This window comes from Sphingomonas sp. R647, assembly GCF_020177055.1.
Taxonomy (GTDB): Bacteria; Pseudomonadota; Alphaproteobacteria; order Sphingomonadales; family Sphingomonadaceae; genus Sphingomonas.
Window position 1 is genome coordinate 265030 of the sequence record NZ_JAIQXT010000002.1, and the last position, 23308, is coordinate 288337.

23 protein-coding genes are annotated in these 23308 nt (G+C 65.5%); 15 read left to right on the plus strand and 8 right to left on the minus strand.

Translation table 11 applies throughout. The features are described from left to right. Window positions 1-150: 150 nt before the first annotated feature. Window positions 151-1788, plus strand: coding sequence for a YbaL family putative K(+) efflux transporter (gene ybaL, locus K9B35_RS05175; protein WP_224920744.1), 1638 nt, complete (start codon window positions 151-153; stop codon window positions 1786-1788). Window positions 1789-1957: 169 nt separating this feature from the next. Here ybaL and K9B35_RS05180 read toward each other — a convergent pair whose 3' ends face one another. Continuing rightward, window positions 1958-2332, minus strand: coding sequence for a VOC family protein (locus tag K9B35_RS05180; RefSeq protein WP_224920745.1), 375 nt, complete (start codon window positions 2330-2332; stop codon window positions 1958-1960). A gap of 73 nt (window positions 2333-2405) precedes the next feature. On the opposite strand from K9B35_RS05180, the gene soxR reads away from it, so the two are divergent. The 8 genes from soxR (at window position 2406) to rplQ (ending at window position 10176) form a co-directional block, all read left to right on the plus strand. Beyond that, window positions 2406-2891 carry a redox-sensitive transcriptional activator SoxR gene (soxR, locus tag K9B35_RS05185; protein ID WP_224920746.1) on the plus strand — a complete coding sequence of 162 codons (486 nt, stop codon included), beginning with the start codon at window positions 2406-2408 and terminating at the stop codon, window positions 2889-2891. A gap of 36 nt (window positions 2892-2927) precedes the next feature. After that, a complete protein-coding gene (locus tag K9B35_RS05190) occupies window positions 2928-5165 on the plus strand; it encodes a DPP IV N-terminal domain-containing protein (RefSeq protein ID WP_412103438.1) in 2238 nt (745 codons plus the stop codon). A gap of 59 nt (window positions 5166-5224) precedes the next feature. Beyond that, window positions 5225-5743, plus strand: coding sequence for an SRPBCC family protein (locus K9B35_RS05195; RefSeq protein ID WP_224920747.1), 519 nt, complete (start codon window positions 5225-5227; stop codon window positions 5741-5743). A 57-nt stretch (window positions 5744-5800) separates the two neighbouring features. Further along, entirely contained in the window at window positions 5801-7342 is a 1542-nt protein-coding gene (locus K9B35_RS05200; RefSeq protein WP_224920748.1) for a tetratricopeptide repeat protein, read from the plus strand. Window positions 7343-7581: 239 nt separating this feature from the next. Then, window positions 7582-7950, plus strand: coding sequence for a 30S ribosomal protein S13 (gene rpsM / locus K9B35_RS05205; RefSeq protein ID WP_224920749.1), 369 nt, complete (start codon window positions 7582-7584; stop codon window positions 7948-7950). A gap of 58 nt (window positions 7951-8008) precedes the next feature. Then, window positions 8009-8398 (plus strand): 30S ribosomal protein S11, encoded by a 390-nt coding sequence (gene rpsK, locus K9B35_RS05210; protein WP_224920750.1) that lies wholly within the window; start codon window positions 8009-8011, stop codon window positions 8396-8398. 105 nt (window positions 8399-8503) lie between these two features. Then, a complete protein-coding gene (locus K9B35_RS05215) occupies window positions 8504-9565 on the plus strand; it encodes a DNA-directed RNA polymerase subunit alpha (RefSeq protein ID WP_224920751.1) in 1062 nt (353 codons plus the stop codon). Between the two features lie 188 nt (window positions 9566-9753). Then, window positions 9754-10176: a 50S ribosomal protein L17 gene (rplQ, locus tag K9B35_RS05220; protein ID WP_224920752.1), complete on the plus strand. Its 423-nt coding sequence runs from the start codon at window positions 9754-9756 to the stop codon at window positions 10174-10176. A 99-nt stretch (window positions 10177-10275) separates the two neighbouring features. On the opposite strand, the gene K9B35_RS05225 is transcribed toward rplQ, so the two are convergent. Further along, window positions 10276-10644, minus strand: a complete 369-nt coding sequence (locus tag K9B35_RS05225) for a hypothetical protein (protein ID WP_224920753.1) — start codon at window positions 10642-10644, stop codon at window positions 10276-10278. 49 nt (window positions 10645-10693) lie between these two features. Then, a complete protein-coding gene (locus K9B35_RS05230; protein WP_224920754.1) occupies window positions 10694-11053 on the minus strand; it encodes a hypothetical protein in 360 nt (119 codons plus the stop codon). A 575-nt stretch (window positions 11054-11628) separates the two neighbouring features. On the opposite strand from K9B35_RS05230, the gene K9B35_RS05235 reads away from it, so the two are divergent. From K9B35_RS05235 to K9B35_RS05245, 3 genes are all read left to right on the plus strand, one after another. Further along, a complete protein-coding gene (locus tag K9B35_RS05235; RefSeq protein WP_224920755.1) occupies window positions 11629-13782 on the plus strand; it encodes a prolyl oligopeptidase family serine peptidase in 2154 nt (717 codons plus the stop codon). A 95-nt stretch (window positions 13783-13877) separates the two neighbouring features. After that, window positions 13878-15605, plus strand: a complete 1728-nt coding sequence (locus tag K9B35_RS05240; protein ID WP_224920756.1) for a hypothetical protein — start codon at window positions 13878-13880, stop codon at window positions 15603-15605. 106 nt (window positions 15606-15711) lie between these two features. Continuing rightward, a complete protein-coding gene (locus K9B35_RS05245) occupies window positions 15712-15861 on the plus strand; it encodes a hypothetical protein (protein WP_224920757.1) in 150 nt (49 codons plus the stop codon). Here K9B35_RS05245 and K9B35_RS05250 read toward each other — a convergent pair. Then, complete coding sequence (locus K9B35_RS05250) at window positions 15858-16484, minus strand: peptidylprolyl isomerase (protein ID WP_224920758.1); 627 nt, start codon at window positions 16482-16484, stop codon at window positions 15858-15860. The two genes, K9B35_RS05245 and K9B35_RS05250, sit on opposite strands and share 4 nt — an antisense overlap. A 164-nt stretch (window positions 16485-16648) precedes the next feature. Here K9B35_RS05250 and trxB point away from each other — a divergent pair, with 164 nt between their 5' ends. The 3 genes from trxB (at window position 16649) to K9B35_RS05265 (ending at window position 20364) form a co-directional block, all read left to right on the plus strand. After that, the gene (gene trxB, locus K9B35_RS05255; protein ID WP_224920759.1) at window positions 16649-17620 is read left to right on the plus strand and encodes a thioredoxin-disulfide reductase; all 972 of its coding nucleotides are present in this window, start codon (window positions 16649-16651) and stop codon (window positions 17618-17620) included. Window positions 17621-17932: 312 nt separating this feature from the next. After that, the gene (locus K9B35_RS20270) at window positions 17933-19144 is read left to right on the plus strand and encodes a tetratricopeptide repeat protein (RefSeq protein WP_224920760.1); all 1212 of its coding nucleotides are present in this window, start codon (window positions 17933-17935) and stop codon (window positions 19142-19144) included. Window positions 19145-19281: 137 nt separating this feature from the next. After that, window positions 19282-20364 (plus strand): serine hydrolase domain-containing protein, encoded by a 1083-nt coding sequence (locus K9B35_RS05265; RefSeq protein ID WP_224920761.1) that lies wholly within the window; start codon window positions 19282-19284, stop codon window positions 20362-20364. Window positions 20365-20368: 4 nt separating this feature from the next. Here K9B35_RS05265 and K9B35_RS05270 read toward each other — a convergent pair whose 3' ends face one another. The 4 genes from K9B35_RS05270 to K9B35_RS05285 all read right to left on the minus strand — a co-directional run bounded on the left by K9B35_RS05270 (window position 20369) and on the right by K9B35_RS05285 (window position 23287). Further along, a complete protein-coding gene (locus K9B35_RS05270; protein ID WP_224920762.1) occupies window positions 20369-21391 on the minus strand; it encodes a sensor histidine kinase in 1023 nt (340 codons plus the stop codon). Between the two features lie 128 nt (window positions 21392-21519). Beyond that, on the minus strand, window positions 21520-22329 hold the full coding sequence (locus K9B35_RS05275) for a hydrolase 1, exosortase A system-associated (protein ID WP_224920763.1): 810 nt from the start codon (window positions 22327-22329) through the stop codon (window positions 21520-21522). Further along, a complete protein-coding gene (locus K9B35_RS05280) occupies window positions 22317-22973 on the minus strand; it encodes a hypothetical protein (RefSeq protein WP_224920764.1) in 657 nt (218 codons plus the stop codon). Before K9B35_RS05280 ends, K9B35_RS05275 begins: the two co-directional genes overlap by 13 nt. 41 nt (window positions 22974-23014) lie before the next feature. Next, complete coding sequence (locus K9B35_RS05285; RefSeq protein WP_224920765.1) at window positions 23015-23287, minus strand: acyl carrier protein; 273 nt, start codon at window positions 23285-23287, stop codon at window positions 23015-23017. Window positions 23288-23308 lie beyond the last annotated feature (21 nt).

Sequence of the window (23308 nt, forward strand, 5' to 3'; positions counted from 1 at the left end):
GGCCACCCTGGTGGTTCGCGCCGGTTGTCTGGGGTGGGGTCGCGGCAAGTGCTGCCGCTGCTGCCCTCGTGATCGGCGGGACGACGGGATAGCCGCATCGCCCGGGCCGCACGTTGCGGTCCGGGCCACAACAGGGACGACCGCCAGCCTATGCACCACACCCCCCTTATCGCCACGATCGTCGCGGGGCTCGTCATCGCCTTCATCATGGGGTCGATCGCCCACAAGCTGAAGGTTTCGCCGATCGCGGGCTATCTGCTCGCGGGCATCATGGTCGGGCCGTTTACCCCCGGCTTCGTCGCCGACGGCAACCTTGCTGCCGAACTGGCGGAGATCGGCGTCATCCTGCTGATGTTCGGTGTCGGCCTGCATTTCTCGCTGCGCGACCTGCTCTCCGTTCGCAAGATCGCGGTGCCGGGTGCGATCGGCCAGATCGCCTCGGCCGTCGTGATGGGGATGGGGCTCTCCTGGATGCTGGGCTGGGATCCGCTTGCGGGCTTCGTCTTCGGCCTCGCATTGTCGGTCGCGAGCACCGTGGTGCTGCTGCGCGGCCTGCAAGGGTTCGGCATCGTCGATACCGAACGCGGACGGATCGCGGTCGGCTGGCTGATCGTCGAGGATCTGGTGATGGTCCTGGCGCTCGTCCTGCTTCCCGTGCTGGCGCAGATCATGAAGGGTGACGGGCCGATGACCTGGAGCGCGGTGCTGGTCCCGCTCGCCCAGATCGGGTTCAAGGTCACGGGATTCCTGGTCGTCATGCTGCTCGTCGCGCGCCGGTTGATCCCGATGGCGCTGCATTGGGTCGTGCATACCGGCTCACGCGAACTGTTCCGCCTTGCCGTCCTCGCGATCGCACTGGGCGTCGCGTTCGGCGCGGCGGTTGTGTTCGATGTGTCCTTCGCACTCGGCGCCTTCTTCGCCGGCATGATCCTCGGCGAAACCCAGCTCAGCCGTCAGGCGGCGGAAGAGACGTTGCCGCTGCGCGATGCGTTCGCGGTGTTGTTCTTCGTGTCGGTCGGGATGCTGTTCAACCCGGCGGTGATCATCGAGCAGCCGTTGCCGCTGATCGCGACCTTCCTGATCATCGTGGTTGGCAAGTCGCTTGTCGCCTACGCGATTGTCCGCGCGCTTGGCCGTACGCATCGCATCGCGGTCACCGCGGCGGCGAGCCTGGCGCAGATCGGTGAGTTCTCCTTCATTCTCGTCGGGCTCGGCGTGTCGCTCGAGATATTGCCGGCCGAGGGTCGCGATCTGGTGCTCGCGGGCGCGTTGCTGTCCATCCTCGCCAACCCGTTCATCTTCACCTGGCTGGTCCCGCGCCGGCAGGAACAGACCGATCCGATCGAGCCGCCCTTGGATACCGGCGACCGCACCGGCCATATCGTGCTCGTCGGCTATGGCCGGGTGGGCAAGCTGATCGCGCGCGACCTGCTGGCCCGCAAACGCCCGTTCATCCTGATCGAGGATCAGCCGGACATCGCTAAGGCGGCGAAGGAAGCGGGGCTGGACGTCGTACGCGGCAACGGCGTCGATCCCGAAGCGCTCAAGGCTGCCGGCGTCGATCGCGCCGCCAAGCTGCTGATCGCGATTCCCGAGGGGTTCGAGGGCGGTGCCGTCGTCCAAGCGGCGCGAGAGATCAACCCCGGCATCGCCATCGTCGCCCGCGCGCATTCGGATGCCGAAGTCGAGCATCTCGAAGCCAAGGGCGCAGGCGACGTGGTGGTCGGCGAGCGCGAGATCGCCAGCCGCATGCTCAGCCTGTGCGCACAGAGAGCAGCGCGGACGTAAACCCGCTCCCTCTTCTCCTACTCTAACCCCCCCCGCTTGCGGGAGGGGCAGGGGAGGGCCTTCTTCTTCTTGTTCCTTCCAACCCGCCGACCAGAAGGCAGAAGAAGACGACCCTCACCCAACCCTTCCCGCAAGCGGGAGAGGGCCAAGAAGAAGGGAGGATTAGCACCTACCCATAGCTCACAATCTCGAACTCAATCCCGTCGAAGTCGAAGAAGTAGAACCGCCGCCCCGGCTCATAATCGTCATGCCCGAACGGCTTGAGCCCCGCCGCTGCGACCTTGGCCTCGACGCCATCGAGATCATCGACCACGAAGCCGACATGGTTGAGCGGCTGTCCCTTGGGATAGCGCCGCTCGCCATCGACCGGAGGAGCATAGAGCGCGAGGTAGCTGCGGTCGTCGCCGACATGGATCGACGTCCCGCCATCGCGCGCCGCGCCCTGCCAGCGGATGTGCCAGCCGAACAGGTGCTGGATCAGCTTCGCGGTGCGTGCGGGGCTGGTGACGGTGAGGTTGGCGTGTTCGATAAAGGTCGTGGGCATCGCGGTTCCTTTGCGGTTTGCGTGATTGCCCGGCTCCGCTACAACCTCAACTTAAGTTGAGGTCAAACGGAAAATGCGCGGCGACGAACTTCTCACCATCGGCGATCTCGCGGCGCGCACGGGGCTCAGCGTCTCGGCGATCCGCTTCTACGAGGGGCGGGGGCTGGTCGCGCCGATCCGCACCAGCGGCAACCAGCGGCGCTTCCTGCGCTCCGACATCCGCCGCCTGTCCTTCGCGCTGATCGCCCAGAAACTGGGGCTGACGATTGAGGAGATCGCGACCGAGTTGAACCGCCTGCCACAGGGCCGCACGCCCACGCTGGCGGACTGGAACCGCATCAGCCGCCATTTCCGCGCCGAGATCGATCGCCGCATCGCGCTGCTCGAGCGCACCCGTGAAAAGCTCGACGCCTGCATCGGCTGCGGCTGCCTGTCGCTGCGCAAATGCAGCCTCTACAATCCCGGCGATGAAGCAGGCGCGAGCGGGGCAGGACCGCGCTATGTGTTGAGCGAGGCGGTCGCGCATGAGACTTTACCTCCTCGTTCGGAAGCCCGATAGGCTGGCGGACAGGCATAATGATGGACGGGTTGCAGGATGTGGAAAGCGGCGTTGGGTGCGATGGCGTTGTTGTCGGCGGGTGTGGCCATGCCGGTTGAGGCACAGCAGATGGCTGGCGGCGACCTGACGCTCGAACGCGTCTTTGCCAGCCCCGATCTGGCTGGCACTACCCCGCGCGCGCTCCGCCTGTCGCCCGACGGCACGCTCGTCACCGTCCTGCGCAACCGTCCCGACGACAATCAGCGCTTCGACCTGTGGGCGATGGACACCGCAACCGGCCAATGGCGGATGCTGGTCGACAGTCTGAAACTCGGCACCGGCGCGGAACTGTCCGAAGCGGAAAAGATGCAGCGCGAGCGGGCGCGCATCGGCGGCAGCAAGGGCATCGTCGCCTATGACTGGGCACCCGATGGCAAGTCGATCCTCGTGCCCCTCGACGGCGACCTCTATCTCGCCACGCTCGACGGCAATGTCCGCCGCCTGACCGCGACCGAGGGCGGCGAGCTGAACCCGGTGATCAGCCCGCGCGGCGGCTTTGCCAGCTTCGTCCGCGACCAGAATCTCTTCGTCCTCGACCTCGCGACCGCCAAGGAAATGAAGGCGACGACCGAAGGCAAGGGGACCGTCTATTTCGGCGAGGCCGAGTTTGTCGCGCAGGAAGAAATGGGCCGCCGCACCGGGTACTGGTGGTCGCCCGACGACAAGCGGATCGCCGTCCAGCGCTTCGACGAAAGCCCGGTCGGCATTGTCAGCCGCGCCGCGATCGGGGCGGAGGGCACCAAGATCTACGACCAGCGCTACCCCAAGGCGGGCACCGCGAACGTGCTGGTCGACCTCTATGTAATGAACCCTGACGGCTCCGGCCGGGTCAAGGTTGACCTTGGCACCGAAACCGACATCTACCTCGCCCGCGTCAACTGGACGCCCGATGGCAAGACCCTGCTCGTCCAGCGCCAGAACCGCGCGCAGACCGTCCTCGACATGCTCGCGGTCGATCCGACCACCGGCGCGTCACGCGTGCTGTTCAGCGAAAAGTCGGGCGAACGCAGCTGGGTCAATTTGTCCGACGCCTATCGCGCGCTCAAGGACGGCAGCCTGATCTGGTGGTCCGAACGCGACGGCCATGGCCATCTCTACCGCTTTAAATCGGGCAAATGGACTCAGCTGACCAAGGGCGAGTGGGAAGTCGCCGACATCGTCGGAGTGGATGAGGCCAGCGGTCGCATCACCTTCACCGGCAACAAGGACGGCGTGCTCGAACGCCACCTCTACACGGTGAACTTGGGCAAGCCCGGCGTCGTCACCCGCATCACCGAACCCGGCTGGTGGCACGGCGCCAGCGCGAACGGCACCGCCAGCAAGATCATCCTTACCCGCTCGAAGTCCGACCAGCCGGCGCAGATCATGCTCACCGACGCGGCGGGCAAGCGCCTCGCCTGGGTCAACGAGAACACGGTCGCGGGCGAGCACCCCTATGCGCCCTATCTCGCCAGCCATCAGCAAAAGAGCTTCGGCACGATCAAGGCCGCCGACGGCACGATCCTGCACTGGGAGATGATTACGCCCAAGCTGGAGCCGGGCAAGAAATATCCCGTCTTCTTCCAGCATTATGGCGGCCCGCATTCGCAGCAGGTCAGCCGCGCCTGGGGCGGCGCGCTGCAGCAGTATCTCGTCGATCGCGGCTATATCTGGTTCGTCCTCGACAATCGCGGCGCGGCCAATCGTGGCAAGGCGTTCGAGGATCACCTCTATCAGGCGATGGGCGGGGTCGAGGTCGAGGACCAGCTCGCCGGAGCCGCGTATCTCAAGACCCTCGATTTCGTCGATGCAGGCCGCATCGCCACCTATGGCTGGTCGTACGGCGGCTATATGACGCTCAAGATGCTCCAGGCCGCCCCCGGCACCTTCGCGGCGGGCATCTCCGGCGCACCGGTCAGCAAGTGGGAATTGTACGACACCCATTATACCGAGCGCTACATGGGCGACCCGCGTCAGGTGCAGCCGGCCTATGACAAGGCCAACACCGTGGCCGACGCGACCAGGATCGCCGATCCGCTGCTGTTGATCCACGGCATGGCCGACGACAATGTCGTGCTCGAGCACTCGACCGTGATGATGGCGAAGATGCAAAGTGCGGCGGTGCCGTTCGAAACCATGCTCTACCCCGGCCAGACGCATCGCGTTGCCGGTCCGGGGATCAGCGTGCATCTCTGGACGACCATCCTCAACTTCCTCGACCGGCACATGGGCAAGGACGCGCCGCCTGCGAAATGAATTGACCGCCCTGCGGCGGCGGCGCACCCTCCCTGTCTGATTTGGCGGGGAGGGGGAGCATGAAGGCACTGGTTGCAGCAGCGTTCGCACTGACGCTGGCCGCCGGACCCGCAGCGGCGGAGTTGACGCAGTCGGACGCCACCGCCTTCGTCTCGACCCACAAGCTGCTCATCGCCGCCCCGCCCGAAAAGGTGTGGGACACCATCGCCCGGCCATCGCTGTGGTGGAGCAGGGACCACACCTATTCGGGCGATAGCGCCAACATCAGCTGGGACACGCGGCCCGGCGGCTGCTGGTGCGAGACGCTGGCTGGCGGCGCGGTCGAACATGGCCGCACGCTCTACGCCGTGCGCGGCAAGACGCTGCGCCTGTCGGGCGCGTTCGGCCCGCTGCAGAGCGGCGCGGTGACCGCGACGATGACCTTTTCGCTCAAGCCGGAGGGGAACGGAACCGCGCTCACGGTCACTTATGTCGTCGGCGGCTTCCATCCCGCGGGCCTCGCCACGCTCGCTGCGCCGGTCGATGGCGTGATCGCCGCGCAGATGCCGGGGCTCAAGGCGGCGGGGGAGCGCCCTTGACGCATCTGTCGGAAAGCGTCTGCTGTTGCGCGGTCGTGATACTGGCATAACATCGCGATGATTACCGCGCTTGCCGCTTTGATCTTGACCGCGCAGACGCCTGCGGACGCCGACACCGGCCATCTGCGCGTGCCCCCGGAAGCGCGCGCGGCTACCGCGCGGGGCGACCATGTTACTGCGGCCGCCAAGACCGCGACGGCACTCGCTGCATGTCGCGCAGCCGAGCCGGAGCCAGCGCCCTGTCTCGACCTGATGCTCGCGCTCGCCAGGTCGCAGACGCGTGCGGCGCAGCTGGTCGCGGCGGTCGCGACCGGGCGAGAGGCGCGGGCCACCGCCGACCGCCTGGAGAACTCGAATGATCCCCGCCGCACCCGCGCGCGGGTGGCGCTTGCCTATCCGGTCGAATTGATCGGACGACGGATGGAAGCCGAGGAGCTACAGCGCGAAGCGCTGGAGCTGGCCCGCGTGCACTATCCGCCCGGTCATCGCGAGCTCGTATCGATCCGCTACGCCCTTGGCACCAATCTCTACCGTCAGGGGCGATTGGAGGAGGCGGGAATCGAGCTGCGCGCGGCGATGGCAGTCGTTGAGGCGGGGGCCAAGGTTAGTGAAGCCGATCTGTATGGGCTGGTTGATGCGCTGGCGGTCGTTCTTGACGAGCAAAGGCGCTTTGCGGAGGCGGAGGCGATGTATCGGCGGTCCATCGCGCTGCTGGAGGCGGCATCGCCGGCCGATGCGACCAGCCTGTCCGCACGGACAATCGCGCTCGGCAAGGTGCTCGCCCAGCAGGAGCGGTTCACCGAGGCGGGGGCGATCTTCGCCCGCGCGCTCGCCATCCGCGAGGCGGCATCGCAGGCCGACCCGACATCAATCGGGGAGGCGCTGGGCCTGGTAGGCCGCAACCTTAACATGCAGCGGCGGCCCGGCGAGGCTGCAGTCGTCCTGCGTCAGCTCGTCGCCCTGTATGAACGGACCTTGCCGCCCGACGATTCCCGGTTGCGTGTGGCGCTGAATGACCTCGCCGGTGCACTTTGGTTGATCGGGCGCGGCGCGGAGGCGGACGCCACCATGACGCGTGCGCTCGATCTATGCCGCCGTCATTGCGACCCGAACGGACCTGCGCAGCCCAGCGCCATGTCCAACTATGCGTCGATATTGATCGAACAGAATCGGTATCGCGAAGCCGAGAAGCTGCTGCTGGAGACCATCGCGCTACAAGAACGGCGGGCGCATACGGCGGAGGATCGGGCGGATCTGGCATCGGACTATGGCAACTACGGCGTGCTGTTGGGGCGAACGAACCGCCCGGTCGAAGCTGAAGCGGCTTTGCGCAAGGCGGTTACGCTTGGCGATGCGGCCTATCCGCCCGGTCACCCATGGGCCGCCGATCTGCGCGGCGACCTCGCCCGCATTCTGCACAAGCGGTGGACCAGCCCCGCCGAACGCCGCACATTGTTTCGCGATGCCGGTCGGTCCGCCCTGGCGGACCTTAAGGGGGTGGAGCTGACCAGCGCGGACGGGCGCGGCCGCATCGACGGCATGCGTGATCTGTTCACCGGTCAGGTTGCCGCCGCCTGGGATCTGTCCGTCCGGCAATGAGACGGATGGTGGCCGGCATGCTTGGCCGGGGGTCTGATTTGGTGTATGTCACCAGAACCAGATTTTCCCCGCACCCGGCGCTTGACAGTGCGGGCCGCGGTCAATATGTCGCCCATCTTCCGAAACACCGGTGAACGGCGGCGTGCGTGCATGTCTGCCGCGCGCTTGCGTTCCGGGTCAACGCGACGAGATGGGGCATGCTGCCATGCACGCCCCGTGGAGCTGGGAGAACCTATTTCATGGCACGTATCGCGGGCGTTAACTTGCCCACCAACAAGCGCGTTCTGATTGCGCTTCAGTATATCCACGGCATCGGCCCGGCAAAGGCCAAGCAGATCACCGAAAAGCTCGGCATCACGCTCGAGCGTCGCGTGCAGGACCTGACCGATCAGGAAGTGCTGCAGATCCGCGAAACCATCGACGCTGACCACACGGTCGAGGGTGATCTTCGTCGCGAAACCGCAATGAACATCAAGCGCCTGATGGACCTCGCCTGCTATCGCGGCCTGCGTCATCGCAAGGGTCTGCCTGTCCGCGGTCAGCGCACGCACACCAATGCGCGCACCCGCAAGGGCAAGGCGAAGCCGATCGCCGGCAAGAAGAAGTAAGCCGCTGGGCCGCTTCGCAGCGGCCCGCCTGCTTCGAAACTCGAAGGATTACTGAACAATGGCACAAGCACCGCAGCGTCTTCGCCGTCGCGAACGCAAGAACATCACCTCCGGCGTCGCCCATGTGAACGCCAGCTTCAACAACACCATGATCACGATCACGGACGCCCAGGGCAACGCGATCAGCTGGTCGTCGGCCGGCATGATGGGCTTCAAGGGTTCGCGCAAGTCGACCCCGTATGCGGCCCAGGTCGCTGCCGAGGACGCAGGCCGCAAGGCTGCCGAACACGGCGTACGTACGCTCGAAGTCGAGGTGAAGGGCCCCGGTTCGGGCCGTGAGAGCGCCCTGCGCGCCCTCCAGTCGGTCGGTTTCCAGATCACGTCGATCCGTGACGTGACCTCGATCCCGCACAACGGCGTGCGCCCCAGCAAGCGTCGTCGCGTCTGATTTACCTTTCCGCGTCGCCTGCGGTCCGGGAAGCCGGGCCGGGGTGGAGCGGTTCTCTCTACTGGCAGGATGCACCCCTCATCCTGCCCAACCTTGGGGAAGCCTGTGTCTGTCAATGCAAAGAACTGGCAGGAACTGAAGAAGCCGAACGGCCTTGAGAAAAAGGGCGGTGACGGCAAGAGCAAGGCGACGTTCGTCGCCGAACCCCTTGAGCGTGGTTTTGGCCTGACGCTGGGCAACGCGCTGCGTCGCGTGCTGCTCTCGTCGCTTCAGGGCGCCGCGGTCACGTCGATCAAGATCGAAAACGTCCTGCACGAGTTCAGCTCGCTGGCCGGCGTGCGCGAAGACGTCACCGATCTCGTGCTCAACGTGAAGCAGATCGCTCTGCGCATGCAGGGTGAGGGCGCCAAGCGCCTTCAGCTCAGCGCAACCGGCCCGGCGGAAGTCAAGGCCGGTGACATCGCCGTGTCGGGCGACATCGAAGTGATGAACCCGGAACTGGTGCTGTGCCATCTCGACGATGGTGCGGTGCTGAACATGGAACTCATCGCCGACACCGGTAAGGGCTATGTCCCCGCCAGTGCCAACCGTCCGGCCGATGCGCCGATCGGTCTGATCCCGGTCGATGCGCTCTACTCGCCGGTCCGCCAGGTCAGCTACAAGGTCGAGAACACCCGCGTTGGGCAGGAACTCGACTATGACAAGCTGAGCCTGTCGATCGAAACCGATGGCACTGTCACGCCGGAAGATGCGCTCGCTTATGCCGCGCGCATCCTTCAGGACCAGCTGGCGCTGTTCGTCCACTTCGACGATTCGGCAATCACCCGCAGCGCGCCGGTCGGCGTTGCAGCCCAGTCGACGACGACCGAGGGCAGCAGCGACACCGCGACGATCAACCGCTACCTGCTCAAGAAGGTGGACGAGTTGGAGCTGTCGGTCCGTTCGGCGAACTGCCTCAAGAACGACAACATCATCTACATCGGCGATCTGGTCCAGAAGACCGAAGCCGAGATGCTGCGCACCCCGAATTTCGGCCGCAAGTCGCTGAACGAAATCAAGGAAGTGCTGTCGTCGATGGGTCTGCGCCTCGGCATGGAAATCCCGGGCTGGCCGCCTGAGAACATCGAAGAGATGGCCAAGAAGCTCGAGCAGGAAATCATGGGCTAAGCTGCACCGGGTTAGCGCAGGCTAACCCGGAGACAGCGCCAGCCCGGCCAGCGGGGCCGAAGGCTCCGTCTGACGCCGCGGCTTTGCCGCGGCGGGCGTCCTGGAAGAAGGGTCGATGGGCAGCCACCCCAAGTGCTGCCTGGTCTGGGGTTCCGTAAGACGGCCCCTTAACGAACGAAGGAAATACCATGCGTCATAAATACGGCGGTCGTAAGCTTCAGCGCACCTCGGCACATCGCATCGCGCTGTTCCGCAACATGTCGGCCGCGCTGATCAAGCATGAGCAGATCACCACCACCGTCGCCAAGGCGAAGGAACTGCGTCCTTACGTCGAAAAGCTGGTCACGCTGGCGAAGAAGGGTGGTCTCTCGAACCGCCGTCTCGCGCACGCCCGTCTGCTCGACGATGCGCAGCTGGTGAAGCTGTTCGACGTGCTTGCGTCGCGTTACGCCGACCGCAACGGTGGTTACACCCGCATCATCAAGGCCGGCCCGCGCGCTTCGGACGCCGCGCCGATGGCGATCATCGAATTCGTCGACCGCGACGTCTCGGCCAAGGGCCAGGACTCGGGTCCGGTGATGACCGACGAGGATTTCGACGAAGCCGCCTGATTTCGGGCGTTTCATCGACCAGAGCTGGGGCGGTCGCACGACGGTGCGGCCGCCCCTTCTCGTTTGGGCGCTGCCTTGCGGCATGGCACCTGAGCGTCGCTAGCGAATGTGCTCCATCAGATACACCATCAGATGCAATGTACCCTTAAAGGCGATCCACACGAGGAGCAGCATGACGACGGTGCTGATGACTGCAGAAAATGCAGGGCTCTCAGAATTGCCCCGACCGATTGCTCTCGCCAGCCACCGCACAAGGAAGCCCAACAGCGTGGAAATGCCGAGCAGGAGGGCGACCTCACCCAGCGCAGAGTACCCGGCGCCCTGCTGACATTGGGGGGCAGGTTGACAATGCGCGCCGCTCCACGCCCAGACAAATAGCACCACAAAGCCAACCGAGATGAACAGCAGGGTGGCCGCGATGCATCCCAATGCAGTGCTAAGATGCGATGCGGGCATTTCCTCATTCATTCACGATGGCTAATACGCGCAGCGTGATCCCGAAAGAGGGGTGTTCACTTCACCGACAAACCCCCTTCAACCCCCGCCCATGATGGTACCGCACATCACGTGGCAGGAACTGCGGAAACCGGCACGCGAACAGATGCAACCGCCGCGCCCCGGCAAAGATCGCGGGCGCGCTGCCCGCTGCCTTGACGTCGTAGCTGCCGACCTGCCCCTTGGCGCAGTCGAAATAGGTCTCGCGCTCGGGCAAAGGCGGCCCGGTCACGCACATGAACACCACCAGCCGATCGGTGCAGCGATTCTCCAGCGTTCCGATCGTACCGTTGGCCGGTGGCACCGCGCGGATACACGCGCTGGCATCCGCGGCGCGGTCGGTCTGCGGCGTGGCTGCAAGGATCAAGGCAAATAGGATCATCTACCCCCTCCTGCCACGGTACGCCGCCCCAAGCTAATGTTGCGCCCCCGTAAGAATCGCTAAACTTTGGTGCGCAGTGCGGCTCCCCATCTAATGCCCAACGGAAGAACCGACGGAAATCCGCCGATCGCCGATTTGGCACGCGCCCTGCAAACATTGCGGCGCAGGAGGATCAGATGAAAAATGCGCGTGGACATGGGGCTGGCAACGCAGTGGCACTCGCCTTTGCAATGCTCCCGCTGATGGTGATGAGTTGGGTGGCCTATGAAAGCGCGCTGATCTCGTTCGCGTGACGTTCAGGGCTTCAAATGTTGGATTTCCTCTGATCTACACTGGTCGATGCCCCGCCGCTCCAACCCCGATCGCCCGCCACGGGCCGTGCCTGACACTGTCGCCCGGACGGCGCTTGAGTGTCGCGTCGGTGTGTCGCGGCGGTCGCGTTGGCGTGCCGTCACGGTCGCAAACCGGGCGCGTCGGCCGAAAACCCCCGCTTTTCTGTCAGCTTCGTCGGACGGCCCGCTTGACCCTGCGCAGTGTCGCAATAGGGTAAGGCGCTTCCGTTTCAGGAGATACCAATGCGTCGCGCGTCGATTCTCGCCCTGCCGCTTTTGTTCGTTTCGCCCATTGCCGTTGCCAGCCCGGAGTCCGCGCCGACCATGACCGCACCGCTTTCCTATCCCGACACCCGCCGCGTCGATGTCGTCGACGAGGCGTTCGGAGAAAAGGTCGCCGATCCCTATCGCTGGCTCGAAAACGACGTCCGCAACGACAAGGAAGTGGCCGAATGGGTCGCGGCACAGAACAAGGTGACCGACGCCTATCTCGACACGCTGCCCGGGCGCGACGCGTTCAAGGCGCGCCTGACCAAGCTGTTCGACTATGAGCGCTTCGGCATGCCGTATCGTAAGGGCACGCGCTATTTCTACTCGCGCAACTCCGGGCTCCAGAACCAGGCGGTCCTGTATGTCCGCGATGGTCTCAATGGCGAAGGCCGCGTTCTGCTCGACCCCAATAGCTGGGCGGCCGATGGCGCGACGGCGCTCGGTGAATGGCTGCCGTCGGAAGATGGCAAGTTGCTCGCCTATTCGATCCAGGATGGCGGCAGCGACTGGCGCACGATCCGCGTCCTCGACGTTGCGACGGGCAAGGTGCTGGACGACAAGATCGACTGGGCCAAGTTCACCATGGCCGCGTCCTGGGCCAAGGACGGATCGGGCTTCTTCTACTCGCGTTATCCCGAGCCGCCTGCGGACGCCAAGTTCCAGGCGCTGAACGAAAATCACCGCATCTATTTCCACAAGCTCGGCACGCCGCAGAGCGCCGATCGGCTGGTCTATGAAACCCCGAGCCAGCCCAAGCAGAGCCATTATTCGGGCCTGACCGACGATGGTCGCTGGCTGGTGATCTACACCAGCGAGGGGACCGACAACCGCAACCTGCTGCACGTCATCGACCTTAAGGACCCGGCCGCCAAGCCGAAGACGATCATCGGCGCGCTGACCCATGACTGGTCGGTGATCGGCAATGTCGGATCGACCTTCTATCTGTCGACCAACAAGGATGCGCCGCGCAGCCGCGTCGTCACCATCGACGTCGCCAGCGCCGACCTGACCCCGCGCGAAATCGTGGCGCAGGATGCCGCCGTGCTGGGCGGGGCGTCGATCGTCGGCGGCAAGCTGATCCTGTCTTACCTAGTCGATGCCAAGACCGAAGTGCGTCGCCATGCGCTCGACGGCAAGCTGCTGGGCAAGGTGACGCTGCCGGGCATCGGTACGGCATCGGGCTTTGGCGGTGAGCCGGACGAGAATGAGACGTTCTTCGCCTTCACCAGCTTCAACTATCCCACGACCATCTTCCGCTACGACGTCGCGACCGACAAGGCGACGGTGTGGGCGCAGCCCAAGGTCGCGTTCAACCCGACCGATTATGTGGTCGACCAGAAGTTCTACACGTCGAAAGACGGCACCCGCGTGCCGATGTTCGTGGTGCGCAAGAAGACGACGACCGGTCCTGCACCGACAATCCTCTGGGGCTATGGCGGGTTCAACATCGCCTATACGCCGGCCTTCTCCGCTGCGCGGGTCGCGTGGATGGAGCAGGGCGGGGCGTTCGTCCTCGCCAACATCCGCGGCGGCGGCGAATATGGCAAGGCGTGGCATGACGGCGGCCGCCTGGCGAACAAGCAGAATGTGTTCGACGACTTCATCGCTGCTGGCGAATATCTGATCGCTCAGGGCGTCACCAAGAAGGACGGTCTGGCGATCCAGGGCGGGTCGAATGGCGGCCTGCTCGTCGGCGCGGTGGTCAACCAGCGGCCTGACCTGTTCGCGGCGGCAATGCCCGCAGTCGGCGTGATGGACATGCTTCGCTTCGACCGCTTCACCGCTGGCCGCTACTGGGTCGACGATTATGGCTACCCGTCGAAGGAAGCTGACTGGAAGCGGCTGCGCGCCTATTCGCCGTACCACAACATCCAGTCGGGCAAGACCTATCCCGCGATCCTGGCGACGACCGCCGACACCGACGACCGCGTCGTTCCGGGCCACACCTTCAAATACACCGCCGCGCTGCAGGCGGCGGACATCGGCCCCAAGCCGCACCTCGTCCGCATCGAAACGCGGGCCGGGCATGGCGCCGGCAAGCCGACCGACAAGGTGATCGAGGAGACGTCCGACCTCTACGCCTTCGCGGCGAAGTGGACCGGGCTTGAGGTGAAGCCGGTCGAGTAAATTGTGCTCCGGGGCAGGGCGGCGGATCGTTTCGTCGCCGCTTCCTGCCCCCGGTTGCCGAAGCTATCATCCTGCGAATCGCAAGGGGGCTTTCGGTGAACGGATTCTGGACGGTGCTGGCCGGCGCATTGGCGACCGGTGGGGCAATGGGTGGTGCACAGGCGGGGCAGGCCAACGTGGTCGAAGTGCCATCCCCGCCGCCACCGCCGGCCCCGGTCGCTGCCCAGCCGGCAGTCGCCGCCGACTATCCGACCTGTGACGGCTATCCCGTCCCGAACCCGAAAAAGAAGCTCAAGCCCGGCGAAAAACAGCCCGAACACCGTGGCTGGGGCGGACTGGGTCCGAACTACGGCATCCGCCTGCGATCGTTCGGCGTCCAGGGCAGCGCGGCGTGCGAACGGACCCTTGCCGATCCGATGCTGGTCCCGGAGTTCCGCAACCGCCGCCTTTCGCTCCTCCGCGCCCGCGCCCTGCACGAACTCGCCGAAAAGAGCGACGAAACCGCAATGGCGACGCTCGACGAGTTCGACGCCTTCCACGCCACCTACGCGACGCGCGAAGAACTCGCCGCGACCCGCCTTGGCAGTGACGCCCTGCGCGCCGTCGCGCTCTACCGCACCAAAAAGGCTGCCGACGCGCAGAAGATGCTCGATTCGATCATCGCGCGGCGGCCCTATTCGGCGAGTGTGCGGCGGCTGGCGTCGGCAATCCGGCTGTTGTTCGATACCGATCGGGGCATCCGCATCGCCCAGTTGCGCGAGCAGGCCTCCTACAATCCGGTCATGCTACGGCTGATGCTGATGATCGCGCTGCAGACCGGCGATTTCGAGAATGCCGCACTCTACGCCGAACAGATCAGTTTCGACCTGCCGAAGAACCGCGGTGGATGGTCGCTGAGCGGCGATGCGGATCGTAAATATGAAGAGATCCAGGGGCGTGCCGCGATCCGGGGCGCCCGGGCTTATGCACTGCTGGCGGCGGGCAAGACCGAGCAATCGGCGATCGAGCTGAAGGGCGCGCGGGACGAGGTTGCGTTTGCCGTGGAGCCGCCGCCGCCACGCCCTGATGGACGCAAGCAGCCCAAGCGGGTCGAGGAGGACTTTCGGCGGCGCGTCGCCGCGGGGGATAAGGCGACCGAGGTGCTCGACGATTGGTCGCGGGCGATCGCGTTGCGGTTGCGTGCCGGCAAGATGACGATGAAGTCGCTCGCCGACGAGCCCGAGCGGCCGCGCGGCGAGGCACTGGTGGTCATGTCGGACCTGATCGCGCAGCTGCGTGCCGATGGCCCGGCAGAAGCACGTGCCATTGATGCGACGATCGAAGAGATCCGGCGGATGCAGGACGTCGGGACCACCAAGATGCTGCAGATGGGTTTCGATGATCTGGTGAAACTTCTTCCGCGCGGCGAGCATGCCGAGGCGAAGCCCAGGATGCGGGACGAGGGGAGCAATTTCTGGCGGACCGATATGGAAGGGTATCGGGTCATGAAGGGCGACGATCCCCAATTGGTCAATCTGCGGATGGGCAGCCTGTCGGCCAGCCCGGCTATGGTCGAGGAGGCGGCGATGCTAGTCGCGGCGGACCATGTTCGCGGCCTCGGCAAGGATGCCTTCATCATCGAGAGCGCGTTGCTGGTCGAGCGCACGGTCACCTATGGCTATGGTTACAGCGCCGGGGGCGGGACGCCGCAGGGGTTCGAGTATCGCCTGTTGATCCGACCGATCAGTCTGGCCGCCGGGGAGGAGCCTTCGCGACAGTGGCGGGCGATCAAGGTCGCCGATGTCCGCGCCGCGCTGGCGGAGAAATACCCGCCGGCGCCGTGATCCGAAGGGTTAACCCCGACATCCGTAGAATCCCGATCGGGCTTTCCCGATATGGGCAACCCGTTGGGCACATGGCAGATATGGCAACATCGACCGGAGAGTTGCCATGTCTTCTTACCACGAGATTGCCAGCGCCGATGACCGCGACCTGATCGCGATGGACGATGCGCTGCCGGCGGGTTCGGGCTTCCTGATGGTCGTGTGCGGATCGTTGCTGTTCTGGCTGTTCGTCCTCCTGCTGTTTAGTGCGTTTTAAGGCACTCGGCTCACCTTCAGGATGCGGATCTTCGGGCTGAGCATCTGCCCTTTCATCACGCCTTCACCCGCGGTTGGTGAGGTCGGGGCGTCCAGGATTTTCCACACCACCTCCATCCCCTCGACCACCTTGCCGAAGGCGGCATAGCCGAGATTGTCGCCGGGCTTGGTCGGGTCGGCGTCGAGCGAAGGCTGGTCCCCCACGCTGATCGTGAACTCACCCCGCGCCGTGCCCGGCGCCAGCCGCGCGGTGGAGATCGCGCCGTTGACGTGTTTCACCCCGGTCAGCGTCGTCGGCTCATGCTTGATCGGCGGCAGGATGCGCTTGGGGTCGTTGTCGATCCCGAACTGGATGAAGCCGAATTTGTCCGCGACCTTCACCGTCCGGTAGAACGCGATGCCGTCGAGCCGCTTCTGATCGGCATAGCGCAGGAAATTGCGCGCGGTGATGGGGGCTCGCTGCGTTTCGATCTCCAGCACGATGCGGCCCATGCCGGTGTCGATCGCAACCCGCTGCGTCGCTGGCTTGGGCGGGGGCGGTGCCACCATTGGGACGGCTTCCTGCGCGAGCGCGGGGAGGGGGAGCAGCAAGGCTGCGGCGAGCAGGGTGCGGCGAAGTGTCATGCCGCCAGTCTGCCCAGCCGGGCGCTGCCCTTCAACCGGCTTTCGTCCACAACAGAATCGCTTTGCTGGCAGAGCGGGGCACACCACCCATGTTGCCATCGGCGGTGCCGAACCCCTAGATGCGGCACCGCCACCCCAATTGCGGGGCTCAACAGGATTTCAGAATGACCGCCACCCACTCGACCCGCATGCTGATCCTCGGTTCCGGCCCTGCCGGCCTGTCCGCCGCCATCTATGGCGCGCGCGCGGGGCTTGCCCCGATCGTTGTGCAGGGGGTGCAGCCGGGCGGCCAGCTGACCACGACGACCGATGTCGAAAATTATCCCGGCTTTCGCGAAGTGATCCAGGGCCCCTGGCTGATGGAAGAGATGCAGGCGCAGGCCGAGCATGTCGGCGCGCAGATGATGTATGATTCGATCGTCGAGGTTGATCTGTCGCAGCGCCCGTTCCGCCTGATCGGCGATGGCGGCACCGTCTATTCGGGCGACACGCTGGTGATCGCTACCGGTGCGCAGGCCAAGTGGCTGGGGCTGGAGAGCGAAGAGGCGATGAAGGGTAAGGGCGCGTCGGCCTGTGCGACCTGCGACGGCTTCTTCTATCGCGGCAAGAAGGTCGCGGTGATCGGCGGCGGCAATACTGCGGTCGAAGAGGCGCTGTACCTGACCAACCACAGCCATGACGTGACGCTGATCCACCGCCGCGACACGCTGCGCGCCGAAAAGATCCTGCAGGAGCGGCTGTTCGCCAATCCCAAGATCAAGGTGCTGTGGAACAAGGAAGTGGTCGAGTTCGTCGGCGGCGGCGACCCCGAGGGGCTGGTGGCGCTGAACCTGAAGGATCGCGTGACTGGCGAGGAATCGCGCATCGATGTCGAGGGCGGTTTCGTCGCGATCGGCCACCACCCGGCGACCGAGCTGTTCCGCGGGCATCTGGAATTGGACGATGACAGCTACATCACCGTCGAGACGGGGACGACGCGTACCAGCGTGCCCGGCGTGTTCGCGTGTGGCGACGTGATGGACAAGGTCTATCGCCAGGCGATTACTGCAGCGGGCACCGGCTGCATGGCCGCGCTGGATGCTGAGCGCTTTCTGGCCGGGGCGGACTTCGAGGCGGTTGCACAGGCCGCGGAGTGATCCGGAGAAACTGACGAAGTTTTGGGCAATGCGTGCGATCCTGTCAGCTTCGGCTAACGAAACTGACAAAAATCGGGGTGTCTGACGTGCGTAGTGCGCCGAAGCTGACAGTCGCCTGATACTGTCGGGGCGATGTGGCGCGGCGCGGCGGCGCTCGCGGCGGCTTTTGCAGGGCTGGGCGAGTCGGCTGCGCATCGACCAGTTTATGCGCTTTTCGGGGTGTTGTAGGAAAGCCTCCGCTTTGGCGGGTGCGCTCGTCCCGTACGCTTGGTGGCGGTTGCCCAAAATGGCAAGTTGCGTCACGGTCAGGGTGTGTTCGACGATCTGCCGGCCCAGACTGGGCTTATTCTCTTTCTTGTAGCTGCGGGGGTCGGGCCAGCCACCTATGTCGTCCAGCATATCCGGGCGGGAACGAGCGTGCGTGACGTCACGGCTCCGGCGCCGGATCTGAGCTGGCGCTCGGGCAGGCAGTTGCTGGTCAGCGTACTTGTTCTTACCGTGATCTTGGCTGTTGGCGTGTTCAGTTTCACGCCCCTGGCACCACGACTGGTCGCGTGGGCCGGGTTCGCGCCGACCGTGCTCGGCGTTTTCGCCAGTTTTGCGCTGGGCAGGTTAGTTCAGGGCTGGCGCGAGCGCCGGGCCGAGCCGCTGCTCCGCGGCGTTTCGCTCAGCTATGACCGCGCTGAACAGCCCATCGCTTACTGGTCCTCGATGACATGGAATGCCATCCTGGCCGGCCTGATGTTCCTGGCGTCGGGTGCGCTGTATCACGACAAGATCACGCCCCGGTGTGACGATTCGGATGTGGAATCCGAGTGGGTCGACAGCCTGACGACCTGTACGACAATGCTCGCCGACAAGGACCTGGACCCCGAAGACCGTTCGGACATTCTGGCCGCGCGCGGACGCGTGCATGCGCGGCTGGAGCGAAATAACGAGGCGCTGGCCGACTATTCGGCGGCACTCAAGCTAGCCCCGCGCGATTCCTACACGCTCTACAACCGCGCATTGATCTACGCCCAGATGGGGAACTATCGGCGCGCGATCGAGGATTTCGATGCTTCGCTGAAACTCCGTCCAGATGACGACGATGCCTATCTCCAACGCGGACTTGCAAAGCTGGACGCGGGCGACCTGCCGGCGGCAGTTGCCGACTTCACGATCGCGCATGAACGCAAACGCGACGACCCATACCCGCTGGCCAACCGAGGGATCGCCTATGCCTGGCAGAATGACCCCAAGCGTGCGGAGGCGGACTTTGCGCGCGTTGCGAAGGGTGAGCCCGCCTGGATCGTCGTTCTGCGTGGCCGGGCGATTCTTGCGAGACATCGGAAGGATCAGCGACGTGTGATCGCGCATCTGTCTGAAGCGCTGACGCTCGATCCGGACGACCGGTTTTCGTTATTGATGCGCGCCGACGCCTATTGGGCGATCGGTGAGGCTGACTTGTCCATGGCCGACGACGCGCGCCTGGCAGCGCTTGATCGAACATCTCCGCCAGGACGAGGCTCTCCGGGCCAGTAGATGCAGCCCGCCGGAACCTTGCCCAGATGCGTGATCACGACCTGCGTGTCGGGGCGATGATGGTGGCGTCGAGCAGGTCTGAAAGGGCGTCGAGGATGCCGGCAGGATCAAGTCTGGCAGCGGGGCGTTGGACCGCCATGCCTTCACGCACCCGATTTTCGCTTGCCGCGCAGGCTCTGCTCCCGATCCTGTTGATCGGCTGCAATGCCGCGCCTGCCCCGGTAGAACCTCCGACCGGGGATGCCCGTCAACAGGCTCAGCCAGCGACGACCGGGCTCGATCCGGTACGGATGGCGCAGACGGTTGCGGCGGCGGAGCGGTTGCCGCGTTTGCGGTCGTTGCTGGTGTTGCGGGATGGGCAGACGCTGGCGGAGCATCGCTTCAATGGCGGTCCGCCGCTGGACCGGGCGGTCAATATCAAATCGGCGTCGAAATCGGTGCTGTCGGCGCTGGCGGGAATTGCGATTGCGCGCGGGGTGCTGACGGGCGCGGATCAGCCGGTGGTGTCGGTGTTGAAAGCCGACGCGCCCGCCAACCCCGATCCGCGGCTAGCACGGCTGACGCTCGGCAATTTGCTGTCGATGCAGGCGGGGTTGGAGCGGACATCCGGCCCGAATTACGGGCGCTGGGTCACCAGCCCCAATTGGGTCCGCTTTGCGCTGTCACGGCCGTTCGTCGATGAGCCGGGCGGGGGGATGCTGTATTCGACCGGGAGCAGTCACCTTGTCTCGGCGATGCTGACGCGGGCGAGTGGACGCAGCACGCTGGAGCTGGCGCGCGAATGGCTGGGCGAGCCGCTGGGCATCACCATCCCGCCATGGCCGCGTGATCCGCAGGGCGTGTATTTCGGCGGCAACGACATGCTGATGAGCCCGCGGGACCTCGCACGGTTCGGTGAGCTCTACCGCCTTGATGGGGTGATCGACGGCAAGCGCATCCTGCCCGCCGAATGGATCGCGGCAAGCTGGACCCCGCGCGCCGTGTCGCCGTGGAGTGGGGGGCAATATGGCTATGGCTGGTTTGTCGGCGAGATGGGCGGGCACGCGGTTCGCTATGGCTGGGGCTATGGCGGGCAGATGCTGTATATCGTGCCGAGCCTGAAGCTGACGGTCGTCATGACGTCGCAGTCCGATGCGGCGCGCGAGGGCGGGCATATCGATGCGCTGCACCGCTTGCTGGCGGAGGGAGTGATTCCGGCGGCGGAGGCGGGCGCGCGGTAGGCGGCTAGACCTTTTGCAGATGCGTGATCGCCACCCGCGTGCCCGGCGCGGTGTCGGTGACGATGACGGTCGCGTCGAGCTGGTTGGACAGGGCGTCGACGATGCCGGTGCCGAGGCCCGGTTTCTTCGCCTCGTCGTCGGGCGGCATTCCGATGCCGTTGTCGGAGACGGTGAGTTTCCACCCCGTCGGGCGGCTCCAATATTCGACGGTGATGCAACCGGCTTTGGCGGGATCGGGGAAGGCGTGTTTGAGCGCGTTGATGACCAGTTCGGTGACGATCAGGCCGAGGCTGACCGAGACGTCGGCGCTGGTGCTGCTGTCATCGACGATGACGTCGATCCGCGTCAGGTTATGGTCGAAGATCATCGATGCGCCGATGCTTTCGCACAGGTCATTGAGATAGGAGCCCAGCTTGACGTCACCCGGCGTGCCCGCCGACAGCTGGCGCTGCAGCGTGGCAATCGACATCACGCGGTGGTGGGCGTCGTGCAGGTGGAGGCGCGCCTCATCCGACTGGACGCGGCGGGCGCTTTGCATCAGCACGCTCGCGATGATCTGAAGGCTGTTGGCGACACGATGCTGCAACTCGCGCAGCAGCACGTCCTTTTCGCGTTCGGCGGCGGCCCATGCCTTTCGGGCCTTTCGGACGTCTGTGACGTCGAGCACCGCCAGCGCCATGCGTCGCTGGTCGGCGCCGTCATGGTCGAGCAGGTGGGCGTTGAGGATCAGGCACAAGGTGGGGCGGCCAGCGCGGACCAGGTCCATTTCATAGGCTTCGATCGCGGCGTTGCCGGCCATGGTTGCGCGCAACAGCGAGCGTAGCTGGGGCGCTGACCACTCGCCGTTGCCGAGTGCGCATAATTCGACGCCGACCACCTTTGCCGGGTCGAGTTCGAACGCGGTGCAGAAGGATCGGCTGGCGGCTTCCACGCACAGATCCTTGTCCAGCAACAGCAACGGCGTTGCAGACGAGATGACGAGCGCGATCCCCAGACTGTTGGGGAGCGATGACGGCGCGGAACTCATTGGCATGGCCCAAAAAGGCCGGAGGTTCGCGGTGAGCGATCCATCCCCGGGTAGCGACGTCCAGACGATTGAAGGTGGGGCAAAGCTGCCCGGGAGGATCTTAGCACCCTTGCGGGGGCCGCCCTAATTTATTCGGGCGCGAGGGCGGCGCCCACCTGGTCGGTCAGCCATGCCTTGTCCGTTGGCCGGGCGAAGCTGTGGCTGTCGGTGGGGCAGGTGATGAGGGTGTGGCGGGTGCGAGCGGGGGCGAAGGTCTCGCTTTTCCAATGGTCGGCGAAGGCGAGGGCGGTGTTGTCGCGTTCGGCGAGGAGGATCTTGGTGGGGGCTTTGGTGGCTGCCAGCGCCGTGGCGAGGCGGGCGGGGAGGCCGCTCGCTGGGTGAGATTGTTTGCCTGATGCTTTGGCCAAGCCGCTGACAAGTTTGCGAATATTGACCCCGCCAGTGACAAGGCGGAGCAGTTCGCGGGGGTTCTTGAGCTTCTCGACATAGCGCGATCGGATCGCGGCGGCGGGGGGGAGGTCGTTGCCGTCGGCGCTTGGCTCGATCGTCCAGGGGTTGGTGAGGATCAGCGCGTCGATTGGTGCCTGGGCGTGGAACAGGATGAGCGCGCTGGCGGCGTCGCAATTGCCGAACGCGACGATGCGCGTGAGGTGGGGAGCCGCGCGGCGGAACGCTGCTGCGGCTTCAGAGATATCCTGCGCTGTCGATTCGAAGCCGTTGTTTTCGCCTGTTGAATCGCCGATGCCACGGCGGTCGTAGCGGAATACCGGATGGCCCGAGGCTGCGACGGTCGCGGCGAGTTCGGCCATGCCGCGATGCGCGCCGATGCGGATTTCATTGCCGCCGGAGACGATCAGCAGGCCGGTGGTGCCGGGCGCTTCGTCGAGCGTGGCGGCGAGGGTTTCGTCGGCGCAGCGGAAGTGTGTCAGCCTTCGCATGTCGCGACCCAATCAGCGATGTCTGCGGCGATGCGCGCGGCGAAATCGGCGTCGTTATCTGGCTCCGCGCGGCGCCAAAGCGGGCTGCCGGCGATCTTGGCGTCGGCGGGGCGTGCTTCGGTTTCGAGGCGGACGGTGCGGACGGCGGTGGTCGCCGGGGTGGCGGTGGCGAGTTCGGTGAGCAATTGCGGCGCGATGCGGTTGCCGGCGAGTTCGACCGGATCGGTCGCGGTGTCGATGCTCGCCGGGTCGAATGGCTCGCCGGATTCGCGCGCGGATGCCTGGCGGGCGCGAATGAGTTCGCGGCGCAGGTCCGCTCCTGTGGCGGGCGAGAGGTGGTAGCGTGCGACGACGAGCGCTGAGCCGTCGAGCAGGGTGCCGCTGCGGATGGCGAGGCTGTATGCGGAGCGACCGAGGCTGGAGACGGCGGCGGCGAAGGCTTCGCTGAGGCCGGCCAGCGTGGCTTCGTGGGTGGGCAGCAGGCTTTCGCCCTGGCCGGGCAGGTCGGGGAGTATTCCGGCGATCCCGCGATCGGCGAGCGCGCGCAGGATCGTGACCGCGAAGGCGCGGGTGCGGTTGGCTTCTTCGAACAGGGGGAGCGCTACGACCACGACCGGGCCGGTGCCGGGGCCGAAGCGGAGCATCGCTTCGCGGCCGCCCGGCCAGTCATAGGCGTCGGCGCGGATCAGGTCAGCGCCTTGGACGCGGCGAAGCGGACCAGCGCGCCGAACGTTTCGAGCATGTCGCCATCCACCTCATCATCGTCGATGATGATGCCGAGGCGGTCCTCGATCTCGGTCAGCACGCCGGCGACCGCCATCGAATCGAGTTCGGGGAGCGCGCCGAACAAAGGCGTCGCTTCGTCGAAGGTCGCGGCGCGGGCGGCGTCGATCCCCAGCACGTCGCGCAGCACGCCGCGCACGGTTTCTTCGACTTCACTGTATCCGTCAGGCTGCACGGCCCCAAATCCCCGGTTGTT